The organism is Streptomyces sp. Inha503 (genome assembly GCF_047215865.1).
In the GTDB taxonomy this organism is placed as follows: Bacteria; Actinomycetota; Actinomycetes; order Streptomycetales; family Streptomycetaceae; genus Streptomyces; species Streptomyces lycopersici.
In genome coordinates this window covers 6,042,721-6,055,542 of the sequence record NZ_CP178360.1, presented here as the reverse complement: position 1 = coordinate 6,055,542, position 12,822 = coordinate 6,042,721, and the positions used below count along the sequence as shown (strand labels likewise).

At 70.8% G+C, this 12,822-nt stretch carries 12 protein-coding genes and 1 pseudogene; 6 read left to right on the top strand and 7 right to left on the bottom strand.

Features of this window, described 5'->3' with window-relative positions; all coding sequences use genetic code 11:
* The first annotated feature begins 7 nt into the window (after positions 1-7).
* Both ACJX2R_RS24820 and ACJX2R_RS24815 read left to right on the top strand, forming a co-directional pair.
* Complete coding sequence (locus ACJX2R_RS24820; RefSeq protein WP_413101922.1) at positions 8-1,270, top strand: glycoside hydrolase family 5 protein; 1,263 nt, start codon at positions 8-10, stop codon at positions 1,268-1,270.
* A 217-nt stretch (positions 1,271-1,487) separates the two neighbouring features.
* Positions 1,488-1,898: pseudogene (locus ACJX2R_RS24815) on the top strand (signal peptidase II); the annotation flags it as partial.
* 166 nt (positions 1,899-2,064) lie between these two features.
* On the opposite strand, the gene ACJX2R_RS24810 reads toward ACJX2R_RS24815, so the two are convergent.
* The 6 genes from ACJX2R_RS24810 to ACJX2R_RS24785 all read right to left on the bottom strand — a co-directional run bounded on the left by ACJX2R_RS24810 (position 2,065) and on the right by ACJX2R_RS24785 (position 7,751).
* Positions 2,065-2,592 (bottom strand): anti-sigma factor family protein, encoded by a 528-nt coding sequence (locus tag ACJX2R_RS24810; protein WP_413101921.1) that lies wholly within the window; start codon positions 2,590-2,592, stop codon positions 2,065-2,067.
* Positions 2,589-3,134 (bottom strand): RNA polymerase sigma factor, encoded by a 546-nt coding sequence (locus ACJX2R_RS24805; protein WP_037955421.1) that lies wholly within the window; start codon positions 3,132-3,134, stop codon positions 2,589-2,591. Before ACJX2R_RS24805 ends, ACJX2R_RS24810 begins: the two co-directional genes overlap by 4 nt.
* A gap of 154 nt (positions 3,135-3,288) precedes the next feature.
* Positions 3,289-4,101: a zf-HC2 domain-containing protein gene (locus ACJX2R_RS24800; protein WP_413101920.1), complete on the bottom strand. Its 813-nt coding sequence runs from the start codon at positions 4,099-4,101 to the stop codon at positions 3,289-3,291.
* On the bottom strand, positions 4,098-4,694 hold the full coding sequence (locus tag ACJX2R_RS24795) for a sigma-70 family RNA polymerase sigma factor (RefSeq protein ID WP_078956802.1): 597 nt from the start codon (positions 4,692-4,694) through the stop codon (positions 4,098-4,100). The genes ACJX2R_RS24800 and ACJX2R_RS24795 overlap by 4 nt, the downstream gene beginning before the upstream one ends.
* Before the next feature lie 188 nt (positions 4,695-4,882).
* On the bottom strand, positions 4,883-5,929 hold the full coding sequence (locus ACJX2R_RS24790; protein ID WP_413101919.1) for a rod shape-determining protein: 1,047 nt from the start codon (positions 5,927-5,929) through the stop codon (positions 4,883-4,885).
* Between the two features lie 133 nt (positions 5,930-6,062).
* On the bottom strand, positions 6,063-7,751 hold the full coding sequence (locus ACJX2R_RS24785; RefSeq protein ID WP_413101918.1) for a bifunctional 3'-5' exonuclease/DNA polymerase: 1,689 nt from the start codon (positions 7,749-7,751) through the stop codon (positions 6,063-6,065).
* Positions 7,752-8,055: 304 nt separating this feature from the next.
* Between ACJX2R_RS24785 and ACJX2R_RS24780 the strand changes: the two genes are divergently transcribed.
* Together ACJX2R_RS24780 and ACJX2R_RS24775 are read left to right on the top strand one after the other, a co-directional pair.
* Positions 8,056-8,289 carry a DUF397 domain-containing protein gene (locus ACJX2R_RS24780; protein ID WP_262704809.1) on the top strand — a complete coding sequence of 78 codons (234 nt, stop codon included), beginning with the start codon at positions 8,056-8,058 and terminating at the stop codon, positions 8,287-8,289.
* Positions 8,290-8,351: 62 nt separating this feature from the next.
* The gene (locus ACJX2R_RS24775) at positions 8,352-9,503 is read left to right on the top strand and encodes a site-2 protease family protein (RefSeq protein WP_413101917.1); all 1,152 of its coding nucleotides are present in this window, start codon (positions 8,352-8,354) and stop codon (positions 9,501-9,503) included.
* Positions 9,504-9,576: 73 nt separating this feature from the next.
* Here ACJX2R_RS24775 and ACJX2R_RS24770 read toward each other — a convergent pair whose 3' ends face one another.
* On the bottom strand, positions 9,577-10,065 hold the full coding sequence (locus tag ACJX2R_RS24770; RefSeq protein ID WP_413101916.1) for an ATP-binding protein: 489 nt from the start codon (positions 10,063-10,065) through the stop codon (positions 9,577-9,579).
* 305 nt (positions 10,066-10,370) lie between these two features.
* On the opposite strand from ACJX2R_RS24770, the gene ACJX2R_RS24765 reads away from it, so the two are divergent.
* Together ACJX2R_RS24765 and ACJX2R_RS24760 are read left to right on the top strand one after the other, a co-directional pair.
* Positions 10,371-11,234 carry a helix-turn-helix domain-containing protein gene (locus ACJX2R_RS24765; RefSeq protein WP_262704746.1) on the top strand — a complete coding sequence of 288 codons (864 nt, stop codon included), beginning with the start codon at positions 10,371-10,373 and terminating at the stop codon, positions 11,232-11,234.
* A gap of 90 nt (positions 11,235-11,324) precedes the next feature.
* On the top strand, positions 11,325-12,782 hold the full coding sequence (locus ACJX2R_RS24760; protein WP_413101915.1) for an aldehyde dehydrogenase family protein: 1,458 nt from the start codon (positions 11,325-11,327) through the stop codon (positions 12,780-12,782).
* Positions 12,783-12,822: the final 40 nt, after the last annotated feature.

Here is a 12,822-nt window from a genome sequence, read left to right as displayed (position 1 = left end):
TTCCCCCATGGACCAGAACAACGCCCCGACCACCGAGACCAAGCGTGCGCCGCGCTCGCAGCGTCTCCGCTTCGGTATCGCCGCGGCCGTCGTCGCTGCTGCTGCCGTGGGTGGCACGGTCACCGCTTTCGCGGTGAACAACTCCGATGGCCAGTCGGCCACCACCACCTCCGCCGCCGGGGCCAAGGCGTCCGGCGCGGGCGCCGAGGGGCCGCTGTCCACCAAGAAGGGCGACATCGTCGACTCCGACGGTAAGAAGGTCGTCCTGACCGGTGTGAACTGGTTCGGTTTCGAGACCGGCACCTACGCGCCGCACGGCCTGTGGACCCGTAACTGGGAGTCGATGCTGGACCAGATGGCCAAGCAGGGCTTCAACACCATGCGCCTGCCGTACGCGAACGACATGTTTAAGTCGTCCGCCAAGCCCGACGGCATCGACTACCACAAGAACCCCGATCTGAAGGGCCTCACCCCCCAGCAGATCATGGACAAGATCGTCAAGGGTGCCACCGACCGTGGTATCCGGGTGATCCTGGACCAGCACCGTCCGGACCAGTACGGCCAGAGCGAGCTGTGGCACTCCCAGAGCCTCTCCGAGAAGCAGTGGATGGACGACTGGGTCAAGCTGGCCAAGCGCTACAAGAACAACGACCGGGTGATCGGCGCCGACCTGCACAATGAACCGCGTGGCCAGGCCACGTGGGGCGACGGCAACCCGAAGACCGACTGGCAGCTGGCGGCCACCAAGGCCGGTAACGCCATCCACAAGGTCAACAAGAACTGGCTGATCTTCGTCGAGGGTACGGACCGCCACAAGAACGAGCAGTTCTGGTGGGGCGGTGACCTCCAGGGTGTGAAGAAGCACCCGGTGAAGCTCAATGAGCCGAACAAGGTCGTCTACTCGGCCCACGACTACGGTCCGGGCGTCTACAACCAGAACTGGTTCATGGCGAAGGACTTCCCGAAGAACATGCCGGCCATCTGGGAGAAGCACTGGGCGTACATCAAGAAGCAGAACATCGCCCCGCTGCTGCTCGGTGAGTTCGGTGGTAAGAAGACCGCCGGTAAGAGCTCCGAGGCCGTCTGGCAGAACGCCCTGATGGACTACCTCAAGAAGCACCAGATCAGCTACACCTACTGGACCTGGAACCCGGACTCGGGTGACACCGGCGGTGTGCTGAAGAACGACTGGAAGACGATCGACAAGAACAAGATGAAGATGCTGGCCAAGTACCAGACGCCGCTCCTGGAGGCGAAGAAGGGGAAGTAAGTCGGAGTAACCCCTTCGGTACACCGCCGATGACCACATAGCTGATCACGGCGTTGGCAAGCAGCGAGGGCCCGCAGGCAGTGCCGCCTGCGGGCCCTCGTCTTGGGTTTTTCCCCCGGGGTTTTCCCCGGAAGGGAAGCGGGGCGGCCGCCCGGCGGGTTTCCTTCCCGGGCCGCGGACCGCGCCCGCGGACCGGCCCCCGCCCCCAGGGAGGCCGATGATGAAGCCCCATCCGGCGACCGGCCGGCTGCTCTTCCCCCTCGTCGCGCTCGCCGTGATCCTGGCCGATCAGCTGAGCAAGGCGATGGCGCTGGCCGCCTGGAGCGGCACCGCGGGGCCGCAGGCCCGGTTCGGGCCGTTCTGCGCGCTGCTGGTGCGCAACACCGGGGTCGCGTTCGGGCTGGGCCAGAGCCGGCCCGCGCTGATCGTGGTGATCACGCTCGCGGGCGCGGTGGCCACGCTGGGCGCGGCCGGTGCCGGGCTGCGGGTCCGCGGCCGGGGCGCGGCGCTGGGCCTGGGGCTGATCGCCGGGGGAGCGATGGGCAACGGGGCCGACCGGATGATCCGGTCGCCGGGCCCGCTGCGCGGCGCCGTCATCGACTGGATCACGCTGGAGGCCCGCGGGCCGGTCTTCAACCTCGCCGATGTGGCCCTGATCGCCGGGACCCTGCTCACCGCGGCCCTGCTGCTGCGCAGACCCTCGCGGGCGCGCGGGCGGGCCGCCGCGCTGCCCGGCCCCGGCGCGAGCGTCCCCGGCGCGAGCGCCCCGGGGACGGGGCTTGATCCGGTGGCCCTCAGCCTCCCGCCTTGTGCACCGCGCCCTGATCGGCGCCCCGATCCGCCCCCGGCGCCGTCCCGGGGACCGTCTCCGTCGGCATCGCCTCGGTCGGGATCGCTTCGGCCGGGATCGTCTCGGTCGGGATCGCTTCGGCCGGGATCGTCTCGTTCGGCATCGCCTCCGGAGGCACCGTCTCCGTCCCCGGGATCGGCTCCTGCGGCGCCTCCTCCGTCCCCGGCTCCCGGCTCTCCCGCTCCGCGAGGGTCTCCGCGAAGTCCCTGAGCCGGTCCAGCACCGCCTCGTCGATCGTCGCGCGGGCGGCCAGTGCCTCGCTGATCCGCTGGTAGAGGGCGAGCTCCCGGGCACAGCGGTGGCACTCGGCCACATGGGTGCGCACCCGGGCCGCGGCCGGGGCGTCCAGTTCCCCGTCCAGATACGACTGGAGCAGCGGCGCGCCCAGGGGACATCGTGTGGTCCGGAGCCGCCCGGTGGTCTGCGTGGTCCCCGTGGTGCGTGTGGTCCGCCACCATGTCCATCTGCTCATGCGCCACCTCGCTCCGATTCCACTCCCGCGGCCAGCAGCTGGTTCCGGATCCGCTTGCGCGCCCGGTGCAGCCTGCTCATCACCGTCCCCTTGGGGACGTCCAGCACCTGTGCGGCCTCCGCGTACGACAGCCCGTCCACATGCACCAGCCGCACCACCTGCTGGTCCCGCAGCGGAAGCGCCGTGAACGCGGCGTCCACGGCCTCGTCGAACGTCGTGTCCACCACCAGCTCCTCCGGTGTCGCGTCCCGGGCCGGGACCAGCCGCTCCAGCTCCGTGTCCGGGTCGTCGAGCAGCCGGGGCCGGCGCTGGCGGCGCCGGCTGACCTCCGCGTGCCGCATGATCGTCAGCAGCCAGGCCCGTGGATGTCTCCCGTCAAAACGGCCGACTGCCCGGTACGCCCGTAGTAACGTGTCCTGCACGAGATCCTCGGCGTCGGCTCGCTGGGTGGTCAGTGACATGGCCACGCGCAGCAGCACCTCGACCTCGGGCAGCACATACTGAGCGAACATGCGCTGCTGATGGGCGTCCGGGTCAGCCACGGGGTGCCTCCTCGGATCCGGACCCCCCGGGGACGCGAAGCACGACATATCACACTTTGTGTAACATTTCGCTCACCGCGCCGCATGGGTTGATCGGCGATCCGAGTGGCAGGTCGGACGTTCAGTCGGACGTTCAGGTGGCAGGTCGGCAGGATCAGACGTTCAGGGAGACCAGGCGCTTTCCGTCGGCCGTACGGACCTCGAAGCGTTCGATGTCGGAGCGCTTCATGCCCGCGCCGCCGTGCGCCCACAGCGGACCTCTCGCCTCCGCCTTGGGGCTGTCCGCGATCCCGTAGCCCCACTCGGGCACGGACCAGGTCATCATCGTCTGCTCATGGCCGTCCTTGGAGACCGCGATCAGGCTACAGTCCAACGGGCCCTTGACGTTCTTCAGCCGGAGGAGGGTGTCGGTGCCCCACATCTTGTCCTCCATCGCGACCGCCGCGTTCACCTTGGTGTCCGGGTCGGTGCCCTCCACCTTGTTCGGCATCCCCTTGAAGAGCTGACTCTCACTGGGGGCGGCCGTGACGGAGCTGTCCGAGCCGCCGGAGGTGACCGCGATCGTGCCGACCGGGCCGCCGACGATCAGCACGGCCGCCGCCGCGACCAGGTAGAGACCGCGCCGCCGCCGCTTGGCGCGGAACGCCGCGACCTCGCTGACCATCCGGTTGAACAGGGCCGGACCGGGGCGCGCGGTGAGGGTCTCGATGGCGTTGGGAGTGGCGCTGAAGGCATGCGGAGTGTGACCCGTGAGCTGGGTACGCCCGGGGCTGCCGTGGATCCCGGGGATGTCGGCGGCCAGATCGGCCAGCAGCGGTTCCAGTCCGGTCAGCTCGTCCAGCTGCCGTCCGCACTGGTCGCAGCCGGCCAGATGCTCCTCGAAATAGGTGGCGTCCGCCTCGTCGAGCACGCCGAGCACATACGCGCCAACGGCGTCATGTCCCGGATGGTGCGTCTGCGCTGTCATGCCGTTACTCCTCTCTCCTCGAGCGCGAGCTTCATCGAGCGCAGCGCGTAGAAGACCCGGGACCGTACCGTCCCGCTGGGTATGCCGAGGGTCTGGGCCGCCTCGTTGACGGTCCGCCCCTTGAAGTAGGTCTCGACCAGCACCTCGCGATGGGCGTCGCTGAGGTCCTGCATCGCGTCGGTCAGGGTCATGAGCCGCAGTGCACGGTCGATCTCGTCCTCCGCGGGCATGAGTTCCAACGGGGAGGGGTCGACCTCCTGCGGCCGGGCCTGCCGGCTGCGGTGTCCGTCGATCACGATCCGCCGGGCGACGGTGACCAGCCAGGGCCGGATGGAGCCGGTGGCCCGGGACAGCTGGTCGGCGTTCCGCCAGGCGCGCACCAGGGTCTCCTGGACGACGTCCTCCGCGCGGTGCCGGTCGCCCGCGACCAGACGCAGTACGAACGCGAGCAACGGCCCGGCGTGCTCCTCGTAGAGCGCGCGCATGAGTCGCTCGTCCGGCGTACCACGCCTGGATCTTGACGGACGCTCATCGGCCACGGCGGCGTCGTCGTGCACCTGAACCTCCAGGACCTGACCTGAGTTGGACAACATCAACGGACGACTCCCGGTCTGAGCCCCGGGGGGGATCGGCGGCCATGTCGGCCTCTTCCCCCTTCACTACGCACGGGGGGAGGCAGCCGCTCAACGCGTCGCGAAGAATTTCCGATCAGGCGTCAGGGGGCGGGGGTGTCAGGGGTCAGGGGTCAGGGATCAGGAGCGGGATACGGGCGCGGAAGCGGTCAGGAGACCATCGCGTCCAGCAGCAGGGGCTGCACCTTGCCGTCGAGCATCGCGCCGAGCCCCTCGACCGCGCAGACGTCGGGGTGGTCGGCGATGGTCAGCGGCATGCCGGTGGCCTCGCGCAGCATCGTGTCGAACCCGGGCAGCGCCGCGCTGCCGCCCGCCAGCATGATGCCGCGGTCGGCCAGGTCGGCCACCAGATCGGGCGGACAGCGGCGCAGCACGGTGCCGATGGCGTCCAGCACCCCGGTCAGCGGGGTGCGGATGGCGGTCCGTACGCCCTCGACATCGATCCGTACGGTCCGGGCGAGCCCGGTGGCCACGTCCCGGCCGTGCACCTCGGTGCTCTGTACGGCCGGGGCGCCGCCCCCGCCGCCCGCGCTGTCCTTGACGATCAGGTGCAGCGGGCGGACGGCCTGGCTGGGCAGTATCAGCGCGTGCTCGTTGCGCAGATACTGGATGATGGCGTGGTCCACGGTCTCGCCGCCCACCGGTACCCGCTCGGCGGCCACGATCGAGCCCAGCGAGAGGACCGCGACCTGGGTGGTGGCCGCGCCGCACACCACGATCATCGTCGCCTCGGGCCGTTCCACCGGAAGACCGCAGCCCACGGCGGCGGCGATCAGGGTGTCGACCAGCTCGACCCGCTTGGCGCCGATCCCGGTGAGCGTCTCCATGGCGGCGCGCTGGGCGAGCGGATCGGCGTCGTGCTGGACGCAGACGGCCGCGCTCACCAGCGGGCGGCGCCGCCAGGCCCGGCGCAGCTTGTTGCCCAGCAGCAGCCGCAGCATCCGCTGGGCCATCTCGATGTCCACGACGGTGCCGTTGGAGACCGGCCGGACCACCCGGATGTGCGCGGGCGTCCGCCCGGTCATCCGCTGCGCCAGCGTGCCGACCGCGATCAGCCCGCCGGTGTGGGTGTTCACGGCGGCCACGGTCGGCTCGTCGACGATGAGCCCGGTGCGCCTGAGGTAGACGCGCGTCCTGGCCGCGCCGAGGTCGACGGCGATGGAGCAGCGGCGCAGTGCCTCGAGGCTGATGGTCATGGCAGGTCTCCCCTGTGGGCGGCGTGGCGGGCCGCCGCCCGGCGGCCCTCCGCTCTCATCGTGTGGGGACGATCAGGTCCGGTGCCCGTGGGGCTGAGCCGGTCGGGGGAGGCGGCCACCGCTTCCGGGCCGACTACTTCGCGTCCGCGTAGCACTCCACCGCCGCCATGGTGAAGGGAAACCGCACCGGGGTCGGTCCGAAGGCGATCCGGCCGGCCGTCTCGCCCGCCTCGGTGATCGCCTCCCGGACCGCGTCGGCCTCCGCCTCGGGGCAGTGCACGATCACCTCGTCGTGCTGGAAGAAGACGATCTCCGCGCGCAGCCCCGCCCCGGTCAGCGACCGCCGCAGCGCGGCGAGCATCAGCAGGGCCCAGTCGGCGGCGCTGCCCTGCACCACGAAGTTCCGGGTGAAGCGGCCCCGGGCGCGGGCGCTCGCCGTGCTGCCGTACGACGGCTCCTCCTGGTCCCGCGGCAGCCCCGCCTCGTCGGCCGTCTCCTCGGCGGCGCCGCCCACGGGCGGGCAGGTGCGGCCCAGCCAGGTGCGCACCAGCCGGCCCTCCTCACCCGCGCGGGCCGCCTCGTCCACATACGCCACCGCCGCCGGGAAGCGCCGCCGCAGGGCCGCGAGGTGCTTCAGGCCGTCGCCGGAGGTCTGGCCGTAGACCGCGCCCAGCAGCGCCAGCTTGGCCTGGTCGCGGCGGCCGGAGAAGGCGCGGTCGGACAGCGTCGCGTACAGGTCCCGGCCGCTGCCCGCGACCTCCATCAGCCCGGGGTCGCGGGAGATCGCGGCGAGCACCCGGGGCTCCATCTGGTCGGCGTCGGCCACCACCAGCCGCCACCCCGGATCGGCCACCACCGCGCGCCGCACCACCTTGGGGATCTGGAGCGCCCCGCCGCCGTTGGTGGTCCAGCGGCCGGAGACGGTGCCGCCGGGCAGGTACTCGGGGCGGAAGCGGCCCTCGCGCACCCAGGACTGGAGCCAGGCCCAGCCGTGGGCGGTGTGCAGCCGGTAGAGCTTCTTGTAGCGCAGCAGCGGCTCCACGGCGGGGTGGTCGATCCGCTCCAGCTCCCAGGCGCGGGTCGAGCCCAGCGCGATGCCCGCGCGGGCGAACGCCTTGACGACCTCGGCGGGCAGATCGGGCCGCACCCGGGTGCCGAAGGCGCGCGACACCTCGTCGGCCAGCTCGGCCAGGCGCCGCGGCTCCAGACCGCCCGGATAGCGCTCGCCGAGCAGCTCGTCCAGCAGCTCCCGGTGGCGGTCGGCCCGCCAGGGCACCCCGGCGCGCCGCATCTCGGCGGCGATCAGCATCCCGGCCGACTCGGCGGTGGTCAGCAGCCGCATCCGCTCCGGGTGCTCGGCCGCGTCCGTACGGACCAGCTGGCCCGCGTACACCTCGAGCAGCGCGTCCAGCGGGTCGGTGCCCGGCGGCAGCGGCGGCGGACCGGGCTCGAACAGCGACGGCTGGCCCCCGGCCGCCCGGGGCGGCGGGTCCTCGGGGACGGGCAGCCCGTGCAGCCGGGCCCGGGCGGCGGCGAGCGACCGCGGTGCGCCCGAGCGCCCCTCGTGGCCGAGGAGCAGCGCCTCGGCTGCCTCGATGTCATAGGCCCGCTCGACCCGGACCCCGGCGGCCAGCAGCCGTGGATAGACCTCGGCGGTGGACCGCCACACCCACCGGTCGGCCTCCGGGCGGGACCGCACGGCCTCGGCGATCCCGCCCTGCTCCGCCGTGATCTCGACGACCGGTCCGGCGGCCTTTCCCGCGGGGTCGAGCGGGCAGAGACGAACACCCCCGTGGTCCGTCTCCGCCGCCGCCCATCTCATGCCCGGGATTCTGGCAGGGGGGTCTGACAACGCTCCGATGTCCGAGGCCAGCTCAACCCGGAGGGGGACCCGGACGTCATTCATGACGACTGCTCTTCTTCACCCCGGGCAGAAGATCCCGGGTGTCGGGTGATCATGCCGATACGGATGGTGCACGTGCATCTGCTTGTGCATCTGCCTGCGCATACGCAGATGCATTTGCCCATGCATTCGCAAAGGAACGCGGCTATGATCCCGGACAATTGACAGCTGCACGCATGCACGAACGTGGAGAAGCCCTGTGCGCGACCACCCCTACAACGGCATGGCGGCCGCGGACCTCCGGGGAGTCGTCTGGCAGAAGAGCAGACACAGCAACTCCCAGGGGTCGTGTGTCGAGTTCGCCAAGCTGCCCGGTGGGGATGTGGCCGTCCGCAACTCCCGGTTCCCCGACGGACCGGCGCTGATCTACACCCCGGCCGAGGTCGAGGCGATGCTGCTCGGGGCCAAGGACGGCGAGTTCGACCATCTGGCGCACGATCCGGCAGGTCTGGGCTGATCGCCGCGGACGCGCGACACTGGTAGTGGCGATCGGGGGGACCCGACCCATGTGAGACGGCGATGAACGGCTCGGTCCGCGTCGGACGCGTACTCGGGGTACCACTGCGGATGCACTGGAGCGTCCCGGTGCTGATCGTGCTGCTCGCTTACGGGCTCGGCCGCGAGACGCTGCCCGCGTGGACCCCCGGCCGGACCAGTGCCGTCTACGCCATCGCCAGTGTCGTCGGAGCGGTGCTGCTGATGGGCAGCCTGCTGGTGCACGAGGCCGCGCACGCGGTCGCCGCCCGCAGAAGGGGCGTCTCGGTGGAGGACGTGACGCTCTGGGCGCTTGGCGGCATGACCAAGATGGGACGGCCCCGCACCGCCGGGGTCGCGTTCTGGGTGGCCGTCATCGGGCCGCTGACCAGCCTGGTCATCGGCGGTGTCGCGGTCGGCGCGGGGATCGGGGTGCACGCGCTCACCGGATGGGGCGTGCCCACGGCCGTGCTGATCTGGCTGGGCTGGGCCAATCTGCTGCTGGGCGTCTTCAATCTGCTGCCCGCCGCGCCGCTGGACGGCGGACGGGTGGTGCAGGCCGTGATCTGGTGGCGCACCGGGGACCGGGAGCGCGCCGAGCGGGCGGCGGGGCGCAGCGGCCAGATCCTCGGTGTGGTGCTCATCGCCGCCGGCTGGATCTCCTTCCTGCGCGGGAACAACGGCGGGCTGTGGCTCTCGCTCATTGGCCTCTTCATGGTGATCATCGCCAACGCGGAGCGGCAGCGGGCCGGCGTCAACACGGCGCTGCGCGGGGTGCGGGTGGCGGACGCGATGTCGGCGCCGGTGGCCGCCGGGGCCGACTGGCTGACCGTGGGGCGGTTCATCGACGAGGTGGCGGCCCACGCCCGGCATTCGGTGATGCCGCTGCTGGACTTCGAGGGACGGCCGAGCGGGGTCGTCCAGCTGCGCGCGCTCGCGGCGGTGCCGGCCGAGGCCCGGGAGGAGCGGCGGGTGCGCGATGTGGCGACACCGCTGGCGCGGTGCACGGTGGCCGAGCCCCATGAGCTGCTGAGCGAGGTGCTGGAGCGGGCGCGCCCGGGTGGCGGCGCGCTGCCGGTGCTGGTGGTGGACCACGGGCGGCTGGAGGGGATCGTCACGATGCACGATGTGAACCGGCTCTTCCAGCTGCACGGCCTGGGCATCACCACGGCCCCGCCGGAGTCCACCAGCCCATGACGGGCGGTGGCGTATTTCTACATGCCCCTACGTATCCCCGCGCGTCTCCGCGTGCCTGGGCGTCCCCGCGTGCCTACGCGTCGGGGAGCCGGAAGACGGCCCAGACGATCTTGCCGCGCGAGGTGCCCGCAAGCGGTTGCCAGCCCCAGCCGTCCGTGAAGGACTCCACCAGATGGAGCCCGCGCCCGGACTCCTCGCCGCACCCCGCCTCGCCGGCCACCGGCCCCACCTCGCTGGGGTCGCGTACGGCGCACACCAGCCGTGAGGGGCCGCGCATCAGATGGAGCCGCACCGGCCGCTCCGGCTCACCGGTCGCCGCGGTGCCGGACAGGGCGTGCCGGAGGGCGTTGGTGACCAGTTCGGAGACGACGAGCGCCACTTCGTCGAGGAGTTCGGGGATGTTCCACTGCCGCAGGATCGAGCCGGTGAACTGCCGGGCCCCCTTGACCGCTTCATAGCGGGCGGGCAGTGCGCAGGAGACGGATCCGGAGACGGCGGAGGGATCGATGGCAGTAAGCCCTTGCCACAAGGGTTCCAGCAGGGTTGAACCTTCGCTCCCCATGCGAGCACTCCTGCATCCGTGGCCGTGACGAACTCTGGCCAGATTTCGTACCAGCTAGCACGTGCGCACACCCTATGGTTCCGAATGCGCACGTCAGATGCAAGGGCAAATGCACGTGCACGCGGGACGGTTGGTCCGATCTACTCGGTTTTACGTGGATTTCTGACTCCGTACACTGATGTGCATCATCGGGTTGAGTGACGACGCGCCTACGGCGTGAAGCCCGAACAGTGGCAGACTTCCCCCTCAGGGGCTGCGGGGGCGCCGTTCGCAAGGATGCTTTCCGTACAGGGAGGATCGCGGAAATGGCCGCAGGCGAGTCGAGTGGATCGGTGGTGCGCCGCATCCTCCTGGGCTCTCAACTCAGGCGGTTGCGCGAGGACCGCGGCATCACCCGCGAGGCGGCGGGCTATTCGATCCGGGCTTCCGAATCCAAGATCAGCCGGATGGAGCTGGGCCGGGTGAGCTTCAAGGCGCGGGACGTCGAGGATCTGCTGACGCTGTACGGAGTCACCGACGACGCGGAGCGCGCGGCGCTGCTCGGGCTCGCCCGCGAGGCCAATGTCGCAGGGTGGTGGCACAGCTACGGCGATGTGCTCCCCGGCTGGTTCCAGACATATGTCGGGCTGGAGGGCGCCGCCTCCGATATCGCCTGCTACGAGGTCCAGTTCATCCACGGTCTGCTCCAGACCGAGGGCTACGCCCATGCCGTGGTCACCCGCGGTCAGCCGCGGGCGTGCTCCGACGAGGTGGACCGGCGGGTGGCGCTGCGGCTGGAGCGGCAGAAGCTGCTGGTCTCCGAGCGCGCCCCGGCGTTCCACGTGGTCCTGGACGAGGCCGCGCTGCACCGCCCGTACGGCGGGCGCGGCGTGATGTCCGCTCAACTGCGCCATCTGATCACCGTCTCCGAACAGCGGAACGTGAGGCTCCAGGTGATGCCGTTCTCCTTCGGCGGGCACGCGGGGGAGAGCGGGGCGTTCACCCGGCTGCGCTTCCCGGAGTCCGACCTGCCCGACATCGTCTATCTGGAGCAGCTCACCAGCGCGCTCTACCTGGACAAGCGCGACGAAGTCTCGCAGTACGAGCGGGTGTTGGAGCGGCTCAGCGCGGACAGCCTCTCCCCTGAGGAGAGCCGGGATTTGCTCCGGGGGCTCCTTCGCGACGCCTGACCCGTCAGTAGGATGACGTCCTGTCAGGATTACCCCCCACATGTGCGCGGCTGTCGGGGACCGGCACCGCGTCCTGAAGATAGGGATGGCATGTCCTACTTCTCCCAGTTGGCACTTCAGTTCATCGACGGCGAGTGGCGCGGCGGAAGCGGTTCCTGGGACATCGTCGACTTCAACCCCTACAACGGGGAGAAGCTGGCCTCCATCACCGTGGCGACCGTCGAGGAGGTGGACCTGGCCTACCGGGCGGCCGAGCGGGCGCAGCCGGAGTGGGGCGCCACCAACCCCTACGCCCGGCGGGCGGTGTTCGAGCGGGCGCTGCGGATCATCGAGGACCGCGAGAAGGAGCTCGCCGAGACGATCATCGCGGAGTGCGGCGGCACCCATGTGAAGGCGGGCTTCGAGCTGCACCTCGCCAAGGAGTTCCTGCGCGAGGCGATCCATCTGGCGCTGCGGCCCGAGGGCCGCATCCTGCCGTCGCCGGTGGACGGCAAGGAGAACCGCCTCTACCGGCTGCCGGTGGGCGTGGTCGGCGTCATCAGCCCGTTCAACTTCCCCTTCCTGCTGTCGCTGAAGTCGGTGGCCCCCGCGCTGGCCCTCGGCAACGCCGTCGTCCTCAAGCCGCACCAGAACACCCCGGTCTGCGGCGGCGGTCTGGTCGCCAGGATCTTCGAGGAGGCCGGGCTGCCCGCCGGGCTGCTCAATGTCGTGGTCACCGACATCGCGGAGATCGGCGACGCCCTGATCGAGCACCCCATACCGAAGGTGATCTCCTTCACCGGCTCGGACAAGGTCGGCCGGCACGTCGCCACCGTGGCCGCCTCCCACTTCAAGCGCACGGTCCTGGAGCTGGGCGGCAACAGCGCGCTGGTCGTACTGGACGACGCCGACCTGGACTACGCGGTGGACGCGGCCGTCTTCAGCCGCTTCGTCCACCAGGGGCAGGTCTGCATGGCGGCCAACCGGGTGCTGGTGGACCGGGCGGTGGAGGCGGAGTTCACGAGGAAGTTCGTGGCCAAGGTGGAGACCCTGAAGGTGGGCGATCCGGTCGACCCCACCACCCATATCGGCCCGCTGATCAACGAGGGCCAGGCCGAGGCGATCACCCAGCTCGTGGACCAGACGATCGCCGAGGGCGCCACCGCGCTGGTGCGCGGGCGGACCGAGGGCACCCTGATGGGGCCGACCGTGCTCAGCGGGGTCCCGGAGGGCTCGGCGATCCTCGGCCAGGAGATCTTCGGCCCGGTGGTGACGCTGATTCCGTTCGATGGCGACGACGAGGCCGTGCAGATCGCCAATGACACCGACTACGGGCTCAGCGGGGCCGTGCACACCGCCGATGTCGAGCGCGGGGTGCGGTTCGCCCAGCGGATCCACACCGGCATGATCCATGTGAACGACAGCACGGTCCACGACGAGCCGATCGTGCCGTTCGGCGGGGAGAAGCACTCCGGTCTCGGCCGGCTCAACGGGGAGTCGATGATCGAGGACTTCACCACCACCAAGTGGATCTCCATCCAGCACGGCCGGAGCCAGTTCCCGTTCTGAGGCGGTCGGGGACGGAGTCCTGAGGCAGCGCGAGTCGGGG